Genomic DNA, 22,454 nt, shown 5'->3' with positions numbered 1-22,454 from the left:
AAGCGTGTCACTGATCGCTTCCGACCAATTCCGCATCGTTGTCGGCCTCGGCAAGAGCGGCATGTCCCTGGTTCGCTTCCTGGCGAACCGGGGCATTGCCTTTGCGGTCGCCGACACCCGCGAGCAACCGCCGGAACTGGAAACCCTGCGTCGTGATTACCCGCAGGTGGAAGTGCGCTGTGGTGAGCTGGACGTGGACTTCCTGTGCCGCGCCAACGAACTGTACGTGAGCCCGGGCCTGGCGCTGGCCACCCCGGCGCTGCAGCAGGCGGCAGCACGTGGCGTGCAGCTGTCCGGAGACATCGAACTGTTTGCCCGCCATGCCAAGGCGCCGATCGTGGCGATCAGCGGTTCCAACGCGAAAAGCACGGTCACTACCCTGGTCGGCGAGATGGCCGCCAAGGCCGGCAAGCGCGTGGCGGTGGGGGGTAACCTGGGCACCCCGGCGCTGGACCTGCTGAGCGACGATGTCGAGTTGTACGTGCTGGAACTGTCGAGCTTCCAGCTGGAAACCACCGACCAGCTCAACGCCGAAGTAGCCACCGTGCTCAACATCAGCGAAGACCACATGGACCGCTACAGCGGCCTGCCGGCCTATCACCTGGCCAAGCACCGGATCTTCCGTGGTGCCCGTCAGGTCGTGGTCAACCGCCAGGATGCCCTGAGCCGGCCGCTGCCGGTGGAAGGCCGTCCATGCTTCACCTTCGGCCTCAACCAGCCAGACTTCAAGGCCTTTGGCCTGCGTGAGGTCGACGGCGAGAAATACCTGGCGTACGAATTCCAGGCGCTGATGCCGGTGCGTGAGCTGAAGATCCGTGGCGCCCACAACCAGAGCAATGCCCTGGCGGCCCTGGCCCTCGGCCATGCCGCCGGCCTGCCGTTCGCGCCGATGCTCGAAGCGCTGCGTGAATTCAAGGGCCTGGCTCATCGTTGCCAGTGGATCCGGGAGCGCAACGGCGTCAACTGGTACGACGATTCCAAGGCCACCAATGTCGGTGCTGCCCTGGCGGCGATCGAAGGCTTGGGCGCGGACATCGACGGCCAGCTGGTGCTGATCGCCGGTGGCGACGGCAAGGGCGCCGATTTCGCCGCCTTGCGCGAGCCGGTCAAACGCTTCTGCCGCGCTGTGGTGCTGCTTGGCCGTGATGCCGAACGCCTGGCCGATACCCTGGGCGATGGCGTGCCGCTGGTGCGAGTGAAGACCTTGGATGAGGCTGTGCAGCAGTGCGCCGAGCTGGCCCAGCCAGGCGACGCAGTGCTGCTGTCGCCGGCCTGCGCGAGCCTCGACATGTTCAAGAACTTTGAAGAACGCGGGCGCCTGTTCGCCCAGGCGGCGGGAGGGCTGGCATGATCTTCGGCGTCCTCAAGCCGTACCCTTCGCCGCTGATCAGCGGCCGCGGCGTCGACCTCGACTTTGCCATGCTGGCCGGTTGCCTGGCGCTGCTGGGGCTGGGCCTGGTGATGATCACCTCGGCGTCATCGGAAGTTGCCGCCGTGCAATCGGGCAACCCGCTGTATCACATGTTCCGCCACCTGGTGTACGTGTTGCTCGGCCTGGCCGCTTGTGGCGCGACGATGATGGTGCCGATCGCCACCTGGCAGCGCATGGGCTTCATGATGCTGATCGGCGCCTTCGGCCTGCTGGTGCTGGTGCTGGTGCCGGGGATCGGCCGTGAAGTGAACGGTTCGATGCGCTGGATCGGCTTCAGCTTCTTCAACGTCCAGCCTTCGGAAATCGCCAAGGTCTTCGTGGTCATCTACCTGGCCGGCTATCTGGTGCGCCGTCAGACCGAGGTGCGCGAAACCTGGATGGGCTTCTTCAAGCCGTTCATCGTGCTGCTGCCAATGGCTGCGCTGCTGCTGATGGAGCCGGACTTCGGTGCCACCGTGGTGATGATGGGGGCTGCTGCGGCGATGCTGTTCCTCGGCGGGGTAGGCCTGTTCCGCTTCAGCCTGATGGTGGTGCTGGCGGTGGCTGCAGTGTTCATTCTGGTACAGGCGCAGCCGTACCGGATGGCGCGTCTGATCACCTTCACCGACCCCTGGTCCGACCAGTTCGGCTCCGGCTACCAGCTGACCCAGGCGCTGATCGCCTTCGGTCGTGGCGAATGGCTGGGCGTCGGCCTGGGCAACAGCGTACAGAAGCAGTTCTACCTGCCTGAAGCACACACTGACTTCGTGTTCTCGGTACTGGCCGAAGAGCTGGGTGTGGTTGGCTCGCTGGTGACCATCGCGCTGTTCGTCTTCGTCACCATTCGCGCCCTGTACATCGGCCTGTGGGCGGAGAAAGCCAAGCAGTTCTTTGCCGCCTACATGGCGTTCGGCCTGGCGTTCCTGTGGATCGGTCAGTTCCTGATCAACATCGGGGTGAACGTCGGGCTGCTGCCGACCAAGGGCCTGACGCTGCCGTTCCTCAGTTATGGCGGCTCTTCGCTGGTGATCTGCTGTGCCTGCGTGGGGTTGCTGCTGCGCATCGAATGGGAGAGCCGCACGCATCTGGGCAGCGAGGAGCATGAATTCAAAGAGAGCGATTTTGCCGAGGAGACCACCCATGGCCGCTGACGGCAAGAACGTCCTGATCATGGCGGGCGGCACCGGGGGCCACGTCTTCCCGGCCCTGGCCTGCGCCCGTGAGTTCCAGGCCCGGGGCTACTCGGTGCACTGGTTGGGTACCCCGCGCGGCATCGAGAACGAACTGGTGCCGCAGGCCGGCTTGCCACTGCACCTGATCCAGGTCAGCGGCCTGCGTGGCAAGAGCAAGCTCTCCCTGCTCAAGGCGCCGTTCACCCTGTTCAAGGCGGTGCTCCAGGCACGTCGTATCGTGCGCGAGCTCAAGCCGGTGTGCGTGGTTGGCTTCGGCGGTTATGTGACCGGCCCGGGTGGTGTTGCCGCACGGCTATGCGGTGTGCCGCTGGTGATCCACGAGCAGAACGCCCGCGCCGGCACCACCAACCGCCTGCTGTTGCCGCTGGCGTCGCGGGTCTGCGAAGCCTTCCCGGCGACCTTTGACGCCAGCGACAAGCTGCGTACCACCGGCAACCCGGTGCGTCCGGAGCTGTTCATGGACGCCGTGCGCGCTCCTCTGGCCGAGCGCCGCGCACGGCTGCTGGTCATGGGGGGCAGCCTGGGTGCGGAACCATTGAACAAATTGTTGCCTAAGGCCCTGTCCGAAGTGCCGGCGAACCTGCGCCCGGAGGTGTTTCACCAGGCCGGCAAGCAGCATGCGCCGGCGACTGCCGAGCGTTACCGCGAGGTGGGGGTCGAGGCCCAGGTCGAACCGTTCATCAAGGACATGGCCCATGCCTATGGCTGGGCCGATATCGTGGTCTGCCGGGCCGGTGCCCTGACCGTCAGCGAACTCGCGGCGGCGGGCCTGCCTTCGATGCTGGTGCCCTTGCCCCACGCAATCGACGACCACCAGACCTACAACGCCCAATATCTGGCCCGGGAAGGTGCTGCCTTCCTCATGCCACAAGCGACAACTGGCGCAGCGCAACTCGCTGAACGCCTGAACGAGGTGCTGATGCAACCCGAGAAACTCAACACCATGGCAGGTACCGCACGGCGCCTGGCCAAACCTGCTGCAACCAGCACCGTGGTCGATATCTGCCTGGAGGTGGCCCATGGTTGAAAGCCAGAAAGCCATGCCCCAGCCAAAGATGGGCCGCATCAATCGCATCCACTTCGTCGGTATCGGTGGCGTGGGCATGTGCGGTATCGCTGAAGTGTTGCTGAACCTGGGCTACCAGGTATCCGGTTCCGACCTCAAGGCGTCGCCGGTGACCGAGCGCCTGGAGTCGTTCGGCGCTGAAATCTTCGTCGGCCACCGCGCCGAAAACGCTGCCAATGCCGATGTGCTGGTGGTGTCCAGTGCCATCAACCCGGCCAACCCGGAAGTCGCCACCGCTCTGGAGCGGCGAATTCCAGTGGTGCCGCGTGCCGAAATGCTCGCCGAGCTGATGCGTTATCGCCACGGCGTGGCGGTTGCCGGTACCCATGGCAAGACCACCACCACCAGCCTGCTGGCGTCGGTTTTCGCCGCCGGCGGCCTGGACCCGACCTTCGTCATCGGTGGGCGCCTGACCGCTGCTGGCACCAATGCGCAGCTCGGCACCAGCCGTTACCTGATTGCTGAAGCCGATGAAAGCGATGCCAGCTTCCTGCACTTGCAGCCGATGGTGGCCGTGGTCACCAACATCGACGCCGACCACATGGCGACCTACGAAGGCGACTTCAACAAGTTGAAGAAAACCTTCGTCGAGTTCCTGCACAACCTGCCGTTCTATGGCCTGGCCGTGATGTGCCTGGACGACCCTGTGGTGCGCGAGATCCTGCCGCAGGTCAAGCGCCCGACTGTCACCTACGGCTTCAGCGAAGAGGCTGACGTGCGCGCCATCAACGTGCGCCAGCAAGGCATGCAGACCCACTTCACCGTGCTGCGCCGCGACTGCGAGCCGCTTGAAGTGTCGGTGAACATGCCCGGCAACCACAACGTGCTCAACGCCTTGGCCACCATCGCCATCGCCACTGACGAAGGCATCAGCGATGACGCCATCGTCCAGGGCCTGTCCGGTTTCCAGGGCGTCGGCCGACGCTTCCAGGTCTATGGCGAACTGCCGGTCGACGGCGGCAGCGTGATGCTGGTCGACGACTACGGTCACCACCCGACCGAAGTGGCTGCGGTGATCAAGGCCGTGCGCGGTGGCTGGCCAAGCCGCCGCCTGGTGATCGTCTACCAGCCGCACCGCTACAGCCGTACCCGCGACCTGTACGACGATTTCGTCCAGGTGCTGGGCGATGCCAACGTGCTGCTGTTGATGGAGGTCTACCCGGCCGGCGAAGAGCCGATCCCCGGTGCCGACAGCCGCCAGCTGTGCCACAGCATCCGCCAGCGCGGCAAGCTGGACCCGATCTACATCGAACGTGGCGCCGAACTGGCACCGCTGGTCAAACCGCTGCTGCGCGCCGGCGACATCCTGATCTGCCAGGGTGCCGGTGACGTCGGTGGCCTGGCCCCGCAACTGATGAAAAGCCCGCTGTTCGCTGGCGCCAAGCAGGAGAAGTCGAAATGACCAGCGCCTACGAACAACTGCATTCGACCCTGGACGTGAAAGCGTTCGGCCGTGTAGCCGTGCTGTACGGTGGCAAGAGCGCCGAGCGTGAAGTGTCGCTGAAGTCTGGCGCCGCGGTAATCGAAGCGCTGACCACCGCCGGTGTCGACGTGGTCGGCATCGATGTCGGTGATGACCTGCTGGTGCGCCTGCAGCGCGAGAAGATCGACCGCGCCTTCATCATCCTTCACGGCCGTGGCGGTGAAGACGGCAGCATGCAGGGCCTGCTCGAGTGCCTGGGCATCCCCTACACCGGCAGCGGCATCCTCGCTTCGGCGCTGGCCATGGACAAGCTGCGCACCAAGCAGGTGTGGCAGAGCCTGGGGATTCCGACGCCGCGTCACGCGGTGCTGGCCAGCGAGCACGACTGTGTTGCCGCCGGTACGGAACTGGGCTTCCCGTTGATCGTCAAACCGGCCCATGAAGGTTCCAGCATCGGCATGGCCAAGGTGAACAGCGTGGAAGAGCTGGTCACAGCCTGGAAGGATGCTGCCCGTTACGATTCGCAGGTCCTGGTCGAGCAATGGATTCACGGCCCGGAGTTCACCATCGCCGTGCTGCGTGGCCAGGTGCTGCCGCCGATCGCCCTGGGCACTCCGCACGTGTTCTACGACTACGACGCCAAGTACATCGCCAATGACACCCAGTACCGCATCCCGTGCGGCCTGGACAGTTCCAAGGAGCAGGAACTGATCGACCTGACCGCGCGCGCCTGCGATGCCATCGGCATCGAGGGCTGGGGCCGGCTGGACGTGATGCAGGACGAGCAAGGCCGGTTCTGGCTGCTCGAAGTCAACACCGCACCCGGCATGACCGACCATAGCCTGGTGCCCATGGCGGCCCGCGCGGCCGGCCTGGACTTCCAGCAACTGGTGCTGGCGATCCTGGCCGAAAGCGTGAAGACGCGAGGTTAACCATCATGCAAGGCGCAATGATACGTCAGCAGCAACCCGTTACCGGCCGCAGCAAGCCGGTGCCGCGCGGTGCCAGCCGACTGGTGGCCGACGAGCCCGTATCGGCGCGCCTGCCGCGGCCCAGCCTGGGTGGCCTCAAGCGCTTGTTGTGGCCGCTGGTGCTGGTAGCTGCGGGCTTTGGTGCCTATGAAGGCGCCATCCGCCTGATGCCGTATGCCGACCGCCCGATCACCAAGATCGACGTGCAGGGTGACCTCAGCTACATCAGCCAGCAGTCGGTGCAGCAGCGCATTGCGCCGTATGTGGCGGCGAGCTTCTTCAGCGTCGACCTCACGGCGATGCGCGCCGAACTCGAACAGATGCCATGGATCGCCCACGCCGAAGTGCGCCGCGTGTGGCCCGACGAAGTGGTGATCCGCCTGGAAGAACAGCTGCCGGTGGCGCGCTGGGGTGACGAGGCCTTGCTCAATAACCAGGGCCAGGCCTTTACCCCGCGCGAACTGGCCAACTATGAGCACCTGCCGCAGCTGGCCGGGCCGCAGCGCGCTCAGCAACAAGTCATGCAGCAATATCAGGTATTGAGCCAGATGCTGCGCCCCATGGGCTTTTCCATCGCTCGCCTGGAGCTGCGCGAGCGGGGCAGCTGGTTCCTGACCACCGGTGCGAGCAGTGCCGGGCCGGGTATCGAGCTGCTGTTGGGGCGCGACCACCTGGTGGAGAAGATGCGCCGTTTCATTGCCATTTACGACAAGACACTCAAAGAGCAGATCACCAATATCGCCCGCATTGATCTGCGTTATTCCAACGGACTTGCCGTTGGTTGGCGGGAACCGAACGCACCGACGACGGCCAAACCCGCCGTTGCGAAGAATTAGAGAGAGGCAGGACCATGGCAAACGCGCATAGCGGCAAAATGATCGTCGGGCTGGACATCGGCACCTCCAAGGTGGTGGCGCTGGTGGGTGAAGTGGGCGAAGACGGCACCCTCGAGATCGTGGGTATCGGCACCCATCCATCCCGCGGCTTGAAGAAGGGTGTGGTGGTGAACATCGAATCGACCGTGCAGTCGATCCAGCGCGCGGTGGAAGAAGCCCAACTGATGGCTGGCTGCCGCATTCACTCGGCGTTCGTCGGCGTGGCCGGCAACCACATCCGCAGCCTGAACTCCCATGGCATCGTCGCCATCCGCGACCGTGAGGTGAGCGTCGCCGACCTCGAGCGCGTGCTCGATGCTGCCCAGGCCGTGGCCATTCCGGCTGACCAGCGCGTGCTGCACACCCTGCCGCAGGACTACGTGATCGACAACCAGGAAGGCGTGCGCGAGCCGCTGGGCATGTCCGGCGTGCGCCTGGAAGCCAAGGTTCACGTGGTCACCTGCGCGGTCAACGCGGCGCAGAACATCGAGAAGTGCGTACGCCGCTGCGGCCTGGAAATCGACGACATCATCCTCGAGCAGCTGGCCTCGGCCTACTCGGTGCTGACCGACGACGAGAAAGAGCTGGGCGTGTGCCTGGTCGACATCGGTGGCGGCACCACCGACATCGCCATCTTCACCGAAGGTGCGATCCGCCACACCGCGGTCATCCCGATTGCTGGCGACCAGGTCACCAACGACATCGCCATGGCCCTGCGTACGCCGACCCAGTACGCCGAAGAAATCAAGATCCGCTACGCCTGCGCCCTGGCCAAACTGGCCGGCGCCGGTGAGACCATCAAGGTGCCGAGCGTGGGCGATCGCCCACCTCGCGAGCTGTCGCGTCAGGCCCTGGCCGAGGTGGTGGAGCCACGTTACGACGAGCTCTTCACCCTGATCCAGGCCGAGCTGCGCCGCAGCGGCTACGAGGACCTGGTGCCAGCCGGCATCGTCCTCACCGGCGGCACCGCGAAGATGGAAGGTGCCGTGGAACTGGCCGAGGAAATCTTCCACATGCCGGTACGCCTGGGCGTACCGCACAGCGTTCGGGGGCTGAGCGACGTGGTGCGCAACCCGATCTATTCCACCGGCGTGGGCTTGCTCACCTACGGCCTGCTCAAGCAGTCCGAGGACATGGTCCTGACCGGTAACAGCAACAGCAGCAGCAACAGCTATGGCGATGAACCGAAGGCCCCAGTGCTTGAACGCTTCAAGCGCTGGGTCCAGGGCAACTTCTAAGTTTCAAAGCAGTAGTGGTAGGCGCGACAACTAGAGAACTGTAAGGAGAGGGAAAATGTTCGAGCTCGTAGACAACGTCCCGCAAAGTCCGGTCATCAAGGTGATCGGTGTTGGCGGTGGCGGCGGCAACGCCGTCAACCACATGGTGAAGAGCAGCATCGAAGGCGTCGAGTTCATCTGCGCCAACACCGATGCCCAGGCGCTGAAAAACATCGGCGCACGCACCATCCTGCAACTGGGTACCGGCGTGACCAAAGGTCTGGGTGCCGGTGCCAATCCGGAAGTCGGCCGTCAGGCCGCGCTGGAAGACCGCGAGCGCATCGCCGAGGTGCTGCAGGGCACCAACATGGTGTTCATCACCACCGGCATGGGCGGCGGTACCGGCACCGGTGCGGCGCCGATCATCGCCGAAGTGGCCAAGGAAATGGGCATCCTCACCGTTGCTGTGGTGACCCGTCCGTTCCCGTTCGAAGGCCGCAAGCGCATGCAGATCGCCGATGAAGGCATCCGGATGCTGGCTGAGAGCGTCGACTCGCTCATCACCATCCCCAACGAGAAGCTGCTGACCATCCTGGGCAAGGATGCCAGCCTGCTGTCCGCCTTTGCCAAGGCAGACGATGTGCTGGCCGGTGCCGTTCGCGGTATCTCCGACATCATCAAGCGCCCAGGCATGATCAACGTCGACTTCGCCGACGTACGCACCGTGATGGGTGAAATGGGCATGGCGATGATGGGTACCGGCTGCGCCAGCGGCCCGAACCGTGCGCGCGAAGCTACCGAGGCTGCAATCCGCAACCCACTGCTCGAAGACGTCAACCTGCAGGGCGCCCGCGGCATCCTGGTGAACATCACCGCAGGTCCTGACCTGTCGCTGGGTGAATACTCCGACGTGGGTAGCATCATCGAAGCCTTCGCCTCCGACCACGCCATGGTCAAGGTCGGCACCGTGATCGACCCTGACATGCGTGACGAACTGCACGTGACCGTAGTAGCCACTGGTCTGGGCGCGCGCATCGAAAAACCGGTCAAGGTGGTCGACAACACCCTGCAGACTGCACAGCAGGTGTATGAGGCTTCCAACCCGGCGCCGGTGCGCCAGGAGCAGCCAGCCGTCAACTATCGTGACCTCGAGCGCCCTACCGTGATGCGCAACCAGGCCCACGCAGGTGCCGCTGCGGCAGCTAAACTCAACCCTCAGGATGATCTGGACTACCTCGATATCCCAGCCTTCCTGCGTCGTCAGGCCGATTGATGGAATTTATCAGGGGTATAAGGGTGATTGGTGTTCAGCAAAGGCCGGGTCTGTTATCATCCCCAGCCTTTGTTGATACCTGTTCGCATTATTTGCGCTGAAGCGGCCAATGCCATGATTAGACAACGCACCCTGAAGAATACCATCCGTGCCACGGGCGTCGGCCTGCACTCCGGGGAGAAGGTCTACCTGACCCTCAAGCCTGCGCCTGTCGACACCGGCATCGTCTTCCGTCGCGCCGACCTTGACCCTGTGGTCGAGATCCCGGCGCGTGCGGCCAACGTCGGTGAGACCACCATGTCCACCACGCTGGTCAACGGTGACGTCAAGGTCGATACGGTCGAGCACCTGCTCTCCGCCATGGCGGGCCTGGGCATCGATAACGCCTACGTCGAGCTCTCCGCCTCGGAAGTGCCGATCATGGATGGCAGCGCCGGTCCCTTCGTATTCCTGATTCAGTCTGCCGGCCTGGAAGAACAGGACGCAGCCAAGAAGTTCATCCGCATCCTGCGCGAAGTGACAGTGACGGAGGGCGACAAGAGCGCCACCTTCCTGCCGTTCGACGGGTTCAAGGTGAGCTTCGAGATCGACTTCGATCACCCGGTCCTCAAGGGCCAGACCCAGAGTGCGGTCGTCGACTTCTCCAGCACCTCGTTCGTGAAGGAAGTCAGCCGCGCCCGTACTTTCGGTTTCATGCGTGACATCGAGTACCTGCGCAAGCACAACCTTGCGCTGGGTGGCAGTGTCGAGAACGCCATCGTGGTCGACGAGACTGGTGTGCTCAACGAAGACGGCCTTCGTTCCGATGACGAATTCGTCAAGCACAAGATCCTCGACGCCATTGGCGACCTTTACCTGCTGGGCAACAGCCTGATTGGCGAGTTCAAGGGCTACAAGTCCGGCCACGCGCTGAACAACCAGCTGCTGCGCAAGCTCATCACTGAAACCGATGCCTGGGAAGTGGTCACTTTCGAAGATGCCAGCACGGCACCGATCTCGTACATGCGCCCTGTTGCGGCTGTGTAAGTTCGAACACTCTCTAGTTCATTAAGGCCACCTTCGGGTGGCCTTTTTTATTTTCAGGGTTTTTCTTTGTGTTTGGCGTGGCTGGCCAACCGCTCCAGGGCGGCACGCAGCTTCGGATCGGCGATGCCTTCGGCGGAATCGCGGATACTTTCGGCGGCATCGTTCGACAGCTCGGTCGTGTTGCCGCCACGCTTGGCCGGCACCAGCGGTGGCTGCACCTTATAGAGGATGCGCTGCAGGTTGCCAAAGGCTTCCAGGGCCTGCAGCTGGCGCTGAAGACGCTTTTGCTGGTAGCGCAGGCGAGTCGCCCAATGGCCGTCGGTCACCACCAGCAACAACGTGCCATCGCGCCACGACGCCACATGACAGTGCTCGCGGGCAGCCGGCTGCAGCTGGCTTTCCAGCTGGCGCTGCAGATGCGCCAGGCGTTCGGCCTGGTTCAGCAGCAGGCGCAGCGGGCGGTTCTGGCGCAGCAGGGTGGCGGGCGGCTGGGCGGCGGAGGGTTTGTAGGCCATGGCGGTGTGCATGAGGTGGCAAGGTGGTCAGTCTAGCATGCCTGCACTGGCCTCTTCGCGGGCACGCCCGCTCCCACAGGATTCGCTGATCCCTGTGGGAGCGGGCGTGGCGAAGAGGCCAGTGCAGGATAAGAGTCATTCCCGCTACGTTTCATCAAGCTGCGGGTTGAACTCAGGGAAAATGCCCCTATCTTAGAAAAGCCCCCGCCAAAGCGCTGTGCCAGCATCGTGGCAATCGACCACTTTCCTCACCATCGTTTCCGGGTAGAATGCTCGTTCGCATGCGGCCTCAGGGCTGCACGGGCGACTCATGGGGCCGCCCTCCATCCCTACGTGTGGAAGATCCTGCCGATATGTTTGCGCCTTTGTTAAAAAAACTTTTTGGAAGCAAGAACGAGCGTGAAGTCAAACGCATGCTCAAGACGGTAGCTATCGTCAATGCCTTCGAAGAGAAGATGGTGGCCCTCTCCGATGAGCAACTGCGGGCCAAGACCGCAGAGTTCAAGGAGCGCCTGGCCAAAGGCGAGACGTTGGACCAATTGCTGCCCGAAGCCTTCGCCGTGGCCCGTGAGGCTGGCAAGCGTGTGATGGGCATGCGCCACTTCGACGTGCAGCTGATCGGCGGCATGACCCTGCACGAGGGCATGATCGCAGAAATGCGTACCGGTGAAGGCAAGACCTTGGTCGGTACCCTGGCCGTCTACCTCAATGCCTTGTCCGGCAAGGGCGTGCACGTGGTCACGGTGAACGACTACCTGGCCCGCCGTGACGCCAACTGGATGCGTCCGCTGTACGAATTCCTCGGTCTGTCCGTAGGCATCGTCTCGGCCTTCCAGCCGCCCGAAGAAAAGCGCGCCGCCTACGCTGCCGACATCACCTACGGCACCAACAACGAATTCGGTTTCGACTACCTGCGCGACAACATGGCGTTCAGCCAGGAAGAGAAGTTCCAGCGTGAACTGAACTTCGCCGTGATCGACGAAGTCGACTCGATCCTCATCGACGAAGCGCGCACTCCGCTGATCATCTCCGGCCAGGCCGAAGACAGCTCCAAGCTGTACATCGAGATCAACCGCCTGATCCCGCGCCTGACCCAGCACATCGAAGAAGTCGAAGGCCAGGTCACCCAGGAAGGCCACTTCACCATCGACGAGAAGAGCCGCCAGGTCGAGCTCAACGAAGCCGGTCACCAGTTCATCGAAGAAATGCTCACCCAGGCTGGCCTGCTGGCCGAAGGGGAGAGCCTGTATTCGGCGCATAACCTCGGCCTGCTGACCCACGTCTACGCCGGCCTGCGTGCGCACAAGCTGTTCCACCGCAACGTCGAGTACATCGTCCAGGACGGCCAGGTCCTGCTGATCGACGAACACACCGGCCGTACCATGCCCGGCCGTCGCCTGTCCGAAGGCCTGCACCAGGCCATCGAGGCGAAGGAAAACCTGAACATCCAGGCCGAAAGCCAGACCCTGGCTTCGACCACCTTCCAGAACTACTTCCGTCTCTACACCAAGCTGTCCGGCATGACCGGTACCGCCGACACCGAAGCGTTCGAGTTCCAGTCGATCTACGCCCTCAACGTCATGGTCATTCCGCCGAACAAGCCACTCGCGCGTAAAGACTTCAACGACCTGGTGTACCTGACCGCTGACGAGAAATACGCCGCGATCATCGCCGACATCAAAGAGAGCATGACCCAGGGCCGCCCGATCCTGGTGGGTACCGCCACCATCGAAACCTCGGAGCACATGTCGAACCTGCTGAAGAAGGAAGGTATCGACCACAAGGTACTGAACGCCAAGTACCACGAGAAGGAAGCCGAAATCATCGCCCAGGCCGGTGCCCCGGGTGCGCTGACCATCGCCACCAACATGGCCGGCCGTGGTACCGACATCCTGCTGGGCGGTAACTGGGAAGCCGAAGTGGCTGCACTGGAGAACCCGACCCCTGAGCAGATCGCCCAGATCAAGGCCGACTGGCAGAAGCGTCACCAGCAGGTGATTCAAGCCGGTGGCCTGCACGTGATCGCTTCCGAGCGCCACGAGTCACGCCGTATCGACAACCAGCTGCGTGGCCGTGCCGGCCGTCAGGGCGACCCGGGTTCGAGCCGCTTCTACCTGTCGCTGGAAGACAGCCTGATGCGCATCTTCGCCTCTGACCGGGTGAAGAACTTCATGAAGGCACTGGGCATGCAGTCCGGCGAGGCCATCGAGCATCGCATGGTCACCAATGCCATCGAGAAAGCCCAGCGCAAGGTCGAAGGCCGCAACTTCGACATCCGCAAACAGCTGCTCGAATACGATGACGTGGCCAACGAACAGCGCAAGGTGATCTACCACATGCGCAACAGCCTGCTGGCGGCCGAGAACATTGGCGACACCATCGTCGAGTTCCGCCAGGAAGTCCTGGACGCCACCATCAGCCAGCATATTCCGCCGCAGTCGCTGCCGGAGCAGTGGGACGTGGCCGGCCTCGAAGCTTCGCTGGCCAGCGACTTCGGCATGAAGCTGCCGATCCAGCAGTGGCTGGACGAAGACGATCACCTCTACGAGGAGACCCTGCGCGAGAAGCTGCTGAACGAGATCACCACCGCCTACACCGAGAAGGAAGACCAGGCCGGTATCGAAGCCCTGCGTACCTTCGAGAAGCAGATCCTGCTGCGTGTGCTGGACGACCTGTGGAAAGACCACCTGTCGACCATGGACCACCTGCGTCACGGTATCCACCTGCGTGGTTATGCACAGAAGAACCCGAAGCAGGAGTACAAGCGCGAGTCGTTCGCGCTGTTCCAGGAACTGCTCGAGTCGATCAAGCGCGACACCATCCGCGTGCTGTCGCACGTTCAGGTGCGCCGCGAAGACCCGGCCGAAGAAGAAGCCCGCCTGCGCCGCGAAGCCGAAGAGCTGGCCAGCCGCATGCAGTTCCAGCATGCCCCTGCGCCAGGCCTTGAAAGCGAGCAACTGAGCGAGGAGGGCGCCGAAGTGGCCGTGGCCGCTGCCCCGGTGCGCAACGACCTGAAGCTGGGCCGCAACGAGCCGTGCTGGTGTGGTTCGGGCAAGAAATTCAAGCATTGCCATGGTCAGATTGAATGATCTGATTCACTCGCTGTAACGTGACAAACCGGGGGCCGCTTTGCGGCCCTTTCGCGAAACAAGGCCGCTCCTACAGGAATCGCAACAATCTTGTAGGAGCGGCCTTGTGTCGCGATGGGGCGCGAAGCGGCCCCGTTTTTTGCAATCAACCGATTTTTCTAGGAGCGCTCTAATGGCTGTTGGTCTTGGTCCTTTGCCCACCCTGCACCCGGTTCCGGGTTTTGAACTCGGCATCGCTTCTGCCGGCATCAAGCGTCCTGGGCGCAAGGATGTGGTGGTCATGCGCTGCGCCGAAGGCTCCAGCGTGGCTGGCGTGTTCACCCTCAACGCCTTCTGTGCCGCTCCCGTGATCCTCTCCAAGCAGCGCGTGCAGGGCACCGTGCGCTACCTGCTGACCAACACCGGCAATGCCAACGCCGGTACCGGCGCGCCAGGCCTGGCAGCTGCCGAACGTACTTGCGCCAAGCTCGCTGAACTGACCGGGGTGCCGGCCGAGTCGGTGCTGCCGTTCTCCACCGGTGTGATCGGTGAGCCCCTGCCGGTCGAGAAGATCGAAGGCGCGCTGCAAGCCGCGCTGGACGACCTGTCGGAAAACCACTGGGCTGAAGCCGCTACTGGCATCATGACCACCGACACGCTGCCCAAAGGTGCCAGCCGCCAGTTCCAGCACGATGGTGTGACTGTCACCGTCACCGGCATCAGCAAAGGCGCCGGCATGATCCGTCCGAACATGGCCACCATGCTCGGCTACATCGCCACCGACGCCAAAGTCGCTCCGGCCGTGCTCAAGGACCTGATCCTCGACGGCGCCAACAAATCGTTCAACCGCATCACCATCGATGGCGACACCTCGACCAACGATTGCTGCATGCTGATCGCGACCGGCAAGGCCAACCTGCCGGAAGTCACCGAAGCCAGCGGAGCGCTGTTCGAAGCGCTGAAGAAGGCCGTGTTCGAAGTGTGCATGGAAGTGGCCCAGGCCATCGTCCGTGACGGCGAAGGCGCCACCAAGTTTGTCACCGTGCAGGTCAATGGCGGTGGCAACCACCAGGAGTGCCTGGATGTCGGTTACGCCGTGGCCCACTCGCCGTTGATCAAGACCGCGCTGTTCGCTTCCGACCCGAACTGGGGCCGGATTCTGGCTGCCGTGGGCCGTGCCGGTGTGCCAGAACTGGATGTCAGCCTGATCGACGTTTACCTGGGTGACGTGTGCATCGCCAGCAAAGGCGGCCGCAGCCCGAGCTACACCGAGGCACAAGGTTCGGCGGTGATGGCTCAGGAAGAGATCACCATCCGTATCGAGCTTGGCCGTGGCCAGTGCAGCGAAACCATCTGGACCACCGACCTGTCCCACGAATACGTGAAGATCAACGCCGAATACCGCACCTGATGTAATGCTGGGGCCGCTTTGCGGCCCTTTCGCGACACAAGGCCGCTCTTACAAGAGATCGCGCTCCCTTGTAGGAGCGGCCTTGTGGCGCGAAAGGGCTGCGAAGCAGCCCCAAAATCCCCAAATACATGGAGCCGAACCATGAGCTATCACCTGATCATCGGCGACAAGCTGTATTCCTCCTGGTCGCTGCGTGGCGCCCTGGCCCTCGAGCTGGCTGGCGTGCCCTATGAAGAAACGCTTATCTCGTTGAACCAGCCCGACACCCGCAAACGCATCCTCGAATTCTCCGCTACCGGCAAGGTGCCGCTGCTCAAGACTGAGCACGGTGTGATCGCCGACTCCCTGGCCATCGCCGAGTACCTCAACGAACGCCACCCCGAGGCCCAGCTGTGGCCGGCAGACGTTGCCGCCCGTGCCCAGGCCCGCTCGGCCTGTGCGCAGATGCACAGCGGCTTTTTCGCCCTGCGCGGTGCCATGCCGTTCGACCTGACACGTGACCAGGGGCTGGATAACATCCCGTTGGAGGTCCAAGTGGATATCGACCGCATCGTCGCGCTGTGGTCCGAATGCCGCCTGGTGGCCAAGGACAGCGGCCCCTTCCTGTTCGGCAAGCCGACCTTGGCCGATGCATTCTTCGCCCCGGTGGCGGTGCGCCTGCGTAGCTACCGCGTAGAGGTGCCCGCCGAGGCAGCCACCTATATCGAAACCATTTACCAGTGGCCGGCCTTCCAGGCCTGGCGGCAAGCTGGCCTGGCGGAGCGTGCAGGTTGAAAAGAATCCATGTAGTCGCCGCGGTGATCCGCGGTAGTGACGGGCGCATTCTGATTGCCCGCCGTGCCGATACCCAGCACCAAGGCGGCCTGTGGGAATTCCCGGGCGGCAAGGTGGAAGAGGGTGAAGGCGTCGAAGCGGCCCTGGCCCGTGAGTTGCGCGAAGAGTTGGGCATCGAAGTGACCCGTTCGCGGGCGCTGATCAAGGTCAGCCACGACTACCCGGACAAGCAGGTGCTGCTGGATGTGCGTGAGGTCGATGCGTTCACCGGTGAGCCCCACGGCGCCGAAGGCCAGCCACTGGCCTGGGTCGCGCCACGGGACCTGGGGCAATACGAATTCCCTGAGGCCAACAAGCCGATCGTCGCTGCTGCGCGCTTGCCGGATCAGTACCTGATCACGCCGGATGGCCTGGAAGTGCCGCAGATGCTCAAGGGTATTCAGAAGGCCGTGGCCAGTGGCATCCGCCTGATCCAGTTGCGCGCCCCGGACATGTACGACCCCAAGTACCGCGATGTGGCGGTGGACGCGGTCGGGTTGTGCGCCGGCAAGGCGCAGCTGATGCTCAAGGGGCCGCTGGAGTGGCTGGGCGACTTCCCGTCCGCTGGCTGGCACCTGACCGCCTCACAGCTACGCAAGTACGCAGCAAATGGCCGCCCGTTCCCCAAGGAACGCTGGCTGGCAGCGTCGTGCCACAGTGCCGAAGAGCTGGCGCTGGCCGAGCAGATGGGCGTGGACTTCGTCACCCTGTCGCCGGTGCAGGCAACCCAGACCCACCCCGAGGCGGTGCCGTTGGGCTGGGATGAGGCGCAGCGGCTTATTGCCGGCTTCAACCAGCCGGTTTACCTGTTGGGTGGGGTTGGGCCGGGTGAGCGGGAGAAGGCCTGGGAGGCCGGTGCCCAAGGTGTTGCCGGGATCCGCGCATTCTGGCCTGAGGCCTGAGTAATTGGGGTCGGCTTGCGACCCATCGCAAGCAAGCCAGCTCCCGCAGGGATCTCACTGTCCGAGAAATCGGCGCAGTACCAGTGGGAGCTGGCTTGCCTGCGATGGGCTGCAGAGCAGCCCCGGCGATATCAGCCTTTAGGCTTTTCCGCAGGCTGCCACAAAACCTCTGCAACACCCTGCCGCCGCCCAATGATCCGCGCCGCCACGAACAGCAGATCCGAAAGCCTGTTGATATACGCCAACCCAACCCCCTCCAACGGCTCCAGCGCATTCAACTGCTGGCAGCGCCGCTCCGCACTGCGCGCCAGGCTGCGGCACACATGGGCCTGCGCCACCAGCGCCGAACCACTGGGCAGGATGAAGTTCTCCAGTGGCCCCAGTTCTTCGTTCCATACATCGATCGCCGCTTCGAGCCGCTCCACCTCAACCTGGTTCAAGGCCTGGTAGCTGGGCATCGCCAACTCGCCACCAAGGTCGAACAAGCGATGCTGGCATGGCGCCAGAACACTGCTCACCTCATCCAGCTTGTGCTCATCCAGGCCAGCCAGCAGCAGCCCGAGCTGGCTGTTGAGGCTGTCCACCTCACCGATCGCCTCGACCCGTGGGTGGTCCTTGGGTACCCGTCGCCCGTCGCCCAGGCCGGTTTCGCCTTTGTCGCCAGTGCGGGTATAGATCTTCGACAGGCGATAGCCCATGTCATGCCTCCGTGTGGGTCGGCGCAGCCGCTGGCGGCTGGCCGAGGGGCAGGCGCAGGGTGAAGCAGGTGCCCTGGCCGGGCGTGGACTGCACTTCCATCTGCCCCTTGTGGTTGTTGGTGATGATGAAGTACGAAACCGACAGCCCCAGGCCGGTGCCCTGGCCGATCTCCTTGGTGGTGAAAAACGGCTCGAAGGTACGCTTGCGAACGGCTTCGGGCATGCCCACGCCGTTGTCCTCGACCTCGATCTCGGCCCACGGCGGATTCAGCTTCGTACGCAGGATGATGCGCCCTGGCTCGCTGGGCTGCGGCCGCTGATGGATGGCCTGGGCGGCGTTCTTGAGCAAGTTCAGCAGCACTTGCTCCAGCTCGTTGGCAGTGCAGGGCACCGGGCCCAGGTTTGGGTCGAACTGGCGGATGATGGCCTGGCCCTTGAAGTCGAAGCCGATGGTCAGGTCGAAGTCGTTGCTGGCGATCTCCACGGCCTGGTCGATCAGCGCCGGCAAGTCGCAAGGCGCCAGTTGGCGGTTGCTGCGACGGCTGAAACTGAGCATGTGGGTCACGATCTTCGCCGCGCGAGCGCCGGCCTGCTGGATGCCGTCGAGCAGTTGCGGTACTTCACGGTTTTCCAGGTAGCGGTTGACGTTGGCCAGGTCGATACCCAGCTCACTGGCCTGTTCCTGGTTGCGCGGCAGCTCTGCCGAGAGGCGTCGGCGAATGTTCTGTACGTTGTGCAGGATCGCGCCCAACGGGTTGTTGATTTCATGGGCCATGCCGGCTGCGAGGCCGCCGACCGAGAGCATCTTCTCCGACTGCACCATCATCTCTTCCAGCGACAGGCGCTGGGTGATGTCGTCGATACGGATGACCACGCCGCGACCGCCGCCGCCCATCAGCGGGTAGAAGGTCAGGGCGTAATGACGCAGGTCGTCGCCCTTGGGCCAGGTGACCCGCTCGATTTTCGCCACCCGGTGCTTTTCGACGCTTTCCTTGAGCTGCGGCAGGAACGGCTTGAGTGGTTCGAAGGCGATGAAGATCGGCTGGTTCAGCGCTTCGTCCAGCGGCGTGCCGGAAAGCACCGTGGCCTCGTGGTTCCACTGCGTTACATAGAGTTGCTCATCGAGGGCGATCAGTGCCGAGGGCATGGAGTCGATGATGCTGTTGAGGTAGTTCTGGAACCCGGTGAGCTTCTTCTCGATCTTGCTGCGCACCTGGACTTCCAGCTCCAGTTTGCGATTGGTGTTACGGGTTTCCTCGGCCAGGCCTTGGGCTTGGTCGTAGGCGGTCTGGAATTCATCGCGGGTGCGCTTGAGTTGCTGCTCGCGGGCCTCGATACGCGAAAGCATGGTGTTGAAGGCTTCGGCCAGGCTGCCGATCTCATCGTCGTTGCCGCGGGTAGCACGCAAGGCATAGCTTTCTTCGCGGGTGACCTGACGGCTGAGTTCTTCGAGCTGGTTGATCGGCTGGGTGATCAACCGCTTGATCTGCCTGGCGATGACCAGCCACAGCAGGATGCTGAACACCAGGATCGCCAGGCTGGCGCTGAGCGTGCCGGTGTAGAACGCCGTGGGCAGCTCACTGCTGGCCACCAGCAGCAGGTGCGCCGGTGGGCTGGCGTCGCGCGGGATGCGGATCAGCTGGGTGCTGCGAAACTCCATCAGGCGCCAGCCGTCGATGTTGCGGTAGCGCTTGGGCAGGGCCAAAGACTCGCCGTGCTGGAGCTGGGCCAGCATGTTGCCGTCGCCGCCGTAGATGGCCGCGGCGCGTAGCGGCGTGTAGCTGTCCAGCTCCTTGAGCAGGGCCGTGGCGGTCTCGGTCGAGTCGCCGGCACGGGCCGACAGTTGCGGGTTGGCCACCAGCTTGCCGATGGTCTGTAACGCCTGCGGCGCCATGCTCTCCTGGGTGATCCAGTAGGCGGCGCTGATGAAGGTCAGGTTGGCGACCAGCAGGATGGTCACCAGCAGTACCAGCAGGGCTGCCAGCAGTTTCTGCCCGACCGGGAGGTTTTCCAGGCGTTGGCGCAGGCTCATGGGCAAGGCAATGTCCGTATTGGGTTGACGTCAGGCGCTGGGCAAACCACGCGCTCGCAGGTTATCGACCAGGCGCTGGTGCAGGTGTTCCAGCTGCGGCAACGCCATGCCGTGGCGCTCGGCTGCCCGGCAGGCATGGCCCAGCAGGTAGTGCACTTCGGTACGCCGGCCAGCGCGCACGTCCTGGTACATGGAAGAGTAGTTGGCCGCAGTGGCCAGGATCACCCGCAGCACTTCTTCGCCCAGATCGGCTGCGGCTTCGGGCTGGCCGCAACGGCGCAGCAGCTCGGCCAGTTCCGTGCTCAGTGCTTCGACCTCGCCGAGGTGCCCGAGCAGACCGCCGTTCTGGCAATCGTGCAGCACCGTCAGCGGGTTGATGGCGCAGTTGAGCGCCAGCTTGCGCCACAGGCGGGTAAGGATGTCGACCGTCCATTCAGCGGCAATGCCCGCGTCGTTCAGGTCATCGAACCATGCTGGTGGGGTGGGGTTGGCCGGGTCCCCCAGCCAGTTGAAACCATGACCGGCGAAGCGCACTCGCCAGTCGTCCTCGCGGAATGCACCTTCGGTGCTGGAGGCGAAGATGCAGCGGGCGAGGGGGGCCTGGTCGGCCACTTCGTCCTGGCTACCCAGGCCGTTCTGCAATAGCACCAGTTCTGCGCCCTCAGCCAGGCGCGGCGCCAGGCCGGCGACGGCGGGAGCGGCATCGTAGGCCTTGCAGGCTACCAGCAGGCGATGGATGGGGCCGCCGGATTCGGCCGTTTCGGCCGGGATGGCGTAGCGGCGGGTTTGCTCCTGCTCGGCCAACGTCAGGCCGCCGGCCTGCTGGTAGGCCTGCAGGCGCTGCGCATCACGCAGGATCAGGCGCACTGCCTTGCCGGCGCGTGCCAGGCGGCAGGCCCAGAGGCTGCCGAGGCTACCGGCGCCGAGAATATGCCAGGTGCTGCTCATCTGCGTTTCGCAACCCGTTATAATGAGCCCGCATTTTAACCCGCTAACACCGACGCGCTCCATGTTCAGACTGAGCGCGCGTTTATTTTATGGAGATTACCCATGCCTTCGTTCGACGTGGTATCGGAACTGGACAAGCACGAAGTGCAGAACGCGGTCGACAACGCCATCAAGGACCTCGATCGCCGCTATGACCTCAAGGGCAAGGGCAGCTTCGAGTTCAAGGACAAGGAGCAGACCGTGGTGCTGACCGCCGAGGAAGAGTTCCAGCTCGAAGCCATGCTGGAAATCCTGCGCCTGGCGCTGGTCAAGCGCAAGATCGACGTCAAGTGCCTGGAAACCAAGGATCCGTACGCCTCGGGCAAGGAAAAGAAACAGGAAGCCAAGTTCCGCGAAGGCATCGACAAGGACCTGGCCAAGAAGATCGTCGCCACCATCAAGGACGGCAAGCTCAAGGTCCAGGCCGCGATCCAGGGCGAGCAGGTGCGTGTCACCGGTAAGAAGCGTGACGACCTGCAGGAAGCCATTGCCCTGCTGCGCACCAAGGAATTCGACATGCCGCTGCAGTTCAACAACTTCCGCGACTGATCGCTGGGTTGCCCGGAACCTCGATGGCGCAATGATGTCCATGGGGGCCGTGGCCGCTGGATGACCGGCGGCCTGCTTTACTGTGTACGTGCCGCACGGCATCAGGAGATGAATACATGGATTTGAACGCTGAAGTCGATCAGCTGGTCCGCCAGTCGCAGACCTGGATTCCCATGATCATGGCGTATGGCAGCCGTCTGCTGCTTGCGCTGGTGACCTTGGCCATCGGTTGGTGGATCACCAACAAGGTCAGTGACCGCTTGGCCAGGCTTGTCGGCCTGCGGGTCGCGGACCCGGCGTTGCAGGGTTTCATTCGCACGTTGGCCAACATCGTCATGAAGGTGATGCTGGCGATCAGTGTGGCGTCGATGATCGGCATCGAGACCACTTCGTTCGTGGCAGCCATGGGTGGCGCTGTGCTGGCTGTCGGCCTGGCGCTGCAGGGCAGCCTGGCGAACTTTGCCGGTGGCGTGCTGATCCTGATATTCCGCCCGTTCCGCATCGGCGACTGGATCGAAGCACAGGGTGTATCCGGTACCGTCGACAGCATTCAGATCTTCCACACCGTGCTACGGACCGGTGACAACAAGACCGTGATCATGCCGAACGGCAGCCTGTCCAACGGCATCATCACCAACACCAACCGCCAGCCGACACGCAAGGTGGTGTTCGATGTGGGGGTGGACTACGAGGCTGACTTGCAGAAGGCCCGCAACGTGTTGCTGGAGCTGGCGCAGGACCCGCGCGTGCTGCAAGACCCGGCGCCGCAGGCGGTCGTCTCGACCTTGGGTGACAGCTCGATCACCGTGTCGCTGCGCCTGTGGACCAAGACCGCCGACTACTGGGACGTGATGTTCATGCTCAACGAGCATGCCCGTGACCGGTTGAAGGCCGAAGGCATCGACATTCCGTTCCCGCAGCGGGTGATCCGCGTGGTGCAGGAGACTGCAACGCAGTAATACCGCGTTGCAACCGGGGCCGCTCCGCGCCCCTTCGCGGGCACGCCCGCTCCCACAGGTATCGC

19 protein-coding genes are annotated in these 22,454 nt (G+C 63.6%); 15 read left to right on the top strand and 4 right to left on the bottom strand.

The annotated features are described in order from the left end of the window. Positions 1 to 4: 4 nt before the first annotated feature. The 9 genes from murD to lpxC all read left to right on the top strand — a co-directional run bounded on the left by murD (position 5) and on the right by lpxC (position 10,455). Positions 5 to 1,351, top strand: a complete 1,347-nt coding sequence (gene murD / locus APH33_RS08025) for a UDP-N-acetylmuramoyl-L-alanine--D-glutamate ligase (protein ID WP_054884624.1) — start codon at positions 5 to 7, stop codon at positions 1,349 to 1,351. Continuing rightward, the gene (gene ftsW / locus APH33_RS08020) at positions 1,351 to 2,562 is read left to right on the top strand and encodes a putative lipid II flippase FtsW (RefSeq protein WP_176508371.1); all 1,212 of its coding nucleotides are present in this window, start codon (positions 1,351 to 1,353) and stop codon (positions 2,560 to 2,562) included. The genes murD and ftsW overlap by 1 nt, the downstream gene beginning before the upstream one ends. Beyond that, positions 2,552 to 3,631 (top strand): undecaprenyldiphospho-muramoylpentapeptide beta-N-acetylglucosaminyltransferase, encoded by a 1,080-nt coding sequence (gene murG / locus APH33_RS08015; RefSeq protein WP_054884622.1) that lies wholly within the window; start codon positions 2,552 to 2,554, stop codon positions 3,629 to 3,631. The genes ftsW and murG overlap by 11 nt, the downstream gene beginning before the upstream one ends. Beyond that, positions 3,624 to 5,072, top strand: coding sequence for a UDP-N-acetylmuramate--L-alanine ligase (gene murC, locus APH33_RS08010; protein ID WP_054884621.1), 1,449 nt, complete (start codon positions 3,624 to 3,626; stop codon positions 5,070 to 5,072). The genes murG and murC overlap by 8 nt, the downstream gene beginning before the upstream one ends. Further along, positions 5,069 to 6,025: a D-alanine--D-alanine ligase gene (locus APH33_RS08005; RefSeq protein ID WP_054884620.1), complete on the top strand. Its 957-nt coding sequence runs from the start codon at positions 5,069 to 5,071 to the stop codon at positions 6,023 to 6,025. Before murC ends, APH33_RS08005 begins: the two co-directional genes overlap by 4 nt. Positions 6,026 to 6,030: 5 nt before the next feature. Then, complete coding sequence (locus tag APH33_RS08000) at positions 6,031 to 6,900, top strand: cell division protein FtsQ/DivIB (protein ID WP_054884619.1); 870 nt, start codon at positions 6,031 to 6,033, stop codon at positions 6,898 to 6,900. A gap of 14 nt (positions 6,901 to 6,914) precedes the next feature. Continuing rightward, positions 6,915 to 8,177: a cell division protein FtsA gene (gene ftsA / locus APH33_RS07995; RefSeq protein WP_027594020.1), complete on the top strand. Its 1,263-nt coding sequence runs from the start codon at positions 6,915 to 6,917 to the stop codon at positions 8,175 to 8,177. Between the two features lie 55 nt (positions 8,178 to 8,232). Then, a complete protein-coding gene (gene ftsZ, locus APH33_RS07990) occupies positions 8,233 to 9,429 on the top strand; it encodes a cell division protein FtsZ (protein ID WP_003260772.1) in 1,197 nt (398 codons plus the stop codon). A gap of 114 nt (positions 9,430 to 9,543) precedes the next feature. Next, on the top strand, positions 9,544 to 10,455 hold the full coding sequence (gene lpxC / locus APH33_RS07985) for a UDP-3-O-acyl-N-acetylglucosamine deacetylase (RefSeq protein ID WP_054884618.1): 912 nt from the start codon (positions 9,544 to 9,546) through the stop codon (positions 10,453 to 10,455). 53 nt (positions 10,456 to 10,508) lie between these two features. Here lpxC and APH33_RS07980 read toward each other — a convergent pair whose 3' ends face one another. Beyond that, positions 10,509 to 10,970: a DUF721 domain-containing protein gene (locus APH33_RS07980; RefSeq protein ID WP_054884726.1), complete on the bottom strand. Its 462-nt coding sequence runs from the start codon at positions 10,968 to 10,970 to the stop codon at positions 10,509 to 10,511. Positions 10,971 to 11,323: 353 nt separating this feature from the next. Between APH33_RS07980 and secA the strand changes: the two genes are divergently transcribed. From secA to APH33_RS07960, 4 genes are all read left to right on the top strand, one after another. Next, the gene (gene secA, locus APH33_RS07975) at positions 11,324 to 14,059 is read left to right on the top strand and encodes a preprotein translocase subunit SecA (RefSeq protein ID WP_054884617.1); all 2,736 of its coding nucleotides are present in this window, start codon (positions 11,324 to 11,326) and stop codon (positions 14,057 to 14,059) included. A gap of 172 nt (positions 14,060 to 14,231) precedes the next feature. Further along, complete coding sequence (gene argJ / locus APH33_RS07970; RefSeq protein WP_054884616.1) at positions 14,232 to 15,449, top strand: bifunctional glutamate N-acetyltransferase/amino-acid acetyltransferase ArgJ; 1,218 nt, start codon at positions 14,232 to 14,234, stop codon at positions 15,447 to 15,449. Between the two features lie 141 nt (positions 15,450 to 15,590). Next, positions 15,591 to 16,223: a glutathione S-transferase family protein gene (locus APH33_RS07965; RefSeq protein WP_054884615.1), complete on the top strand. Its 633-nt coding sequence runs from the start codon at positions 15,591 to 15,593 to the stop codon at positions 16,221 to 16,223. Then, a complete protein-coding gene (locus APH33_RS07960) occupies positions 16,220 to 17,164 on the top strand; it encodes a Nudix family hydrolase (RefSeq protein WP_054884614.1) in 945 nt (314 codons plus the stop codon). The genes APH33_RS07965 and APH33_RS07960 overlap by 4 nt, the downstream gene beginning before the upstream one ends. A gap of 131 nt (positions 17,165 to 17,295) precedes the next feature. Here APH33_RS07960 and APH33_RS07955 read toward each other — a convergent pair whose 3' ends face one another. Genes APH33_RS07955 through APH33_RS07945 form a run of 3 tightly spaced genes read right to left on the bottom strand, consistent with a single transcriptional unit; the run spans position 17,296 to position 20,842 of the window. Next, positions 17,296 to 17,862 carry a cob(I)yrinic acid a,c-diamide adenosyltransferase gene (locus tag APH33_RS07955; protein ID WP_054884613.1) on the bottom strand — a complete coding sequence of 189 codons (567 nt, stop codon included), beginning with the start codon at positions 17,860 to 17,862 and terminating at the stop codon, positions 17,296 to 17,298. A gap of 1 nt (position 17,863) precedes the next feature. Further along, the gene (locus tag APH33_RS07950; protein ID WP_054884612.1) at positions 17,864 to 19,894 is read right to left on the bottom strand and encodes an ATP-binding protein; all 2,031 of its coding nucleotides are present in this window, start codon (positions 19,892 to 19,894) and stop codon (positions 17,864 to 17,866) included. 30 nt (positions 19,895 to 19,924) lie between these two features. Beyond that, a complete protein-coding gene (locus tag APH33_RS07945; protein ID WP_054884611.1) occupies positions 19,925 to 20,842 on the bottom strand; it encodes a putative 2-dehydropantoate 2-reductase in 918 nt (305 codons plus the stop codon). A gap of 102 nt (positions 20,843 to 20,944) precedes the next feature. Between APH33_RS07945 and APH33_RS07940 the strand changes: the two genes are divergently transcribed. Together APH33_RS07940 and APH33_RS07935 are read left to right on the top strand one after the other, a co-directional pair. Further along, complete coding sequence (locus APH33_RS07940; RefSeq protein ID WP_054884610.1) at positions 20,945 to 21,430, top strand: YajQ family cyclic di-GMP-binding protein; 486 nt, start codon at positions 20,945 to 20,947, stop codon at positions 21,428 to 21,430. A gap of 116 nt (positions 21,431 to 21,546) precedes the next feature. Continuing rightward, positions 21,547 to 22,389: a mechanosensitive ion channel family protein gene (locus APH33_RS07935; protein ID WP_054884609.1), complete on the top strand. Its 843-nt coding sequence runs from the start codon at positions 21,547 to 21,549 to the stop codon at positions 22,387 to 22,389. Positions 22,390 to 22,454: the final 65 nt, after the last annotated feature.

This window comes from Pseudomonas sp. NBRC 111130, assembly GCF_001320485.1.
Taxonomy (GTDB): Bacteria; Pseudomonadota; Gammaproteobacteria; order Pseudomonadales; family Pseudomonadaceae; genus Aquipseudomonas; species Aquipseudomonas vlassakiae.
Note: the sequence above shows the minus strand (reverse complement) of the source record. Positions and strands in the feature narration are given on the sequence as shown.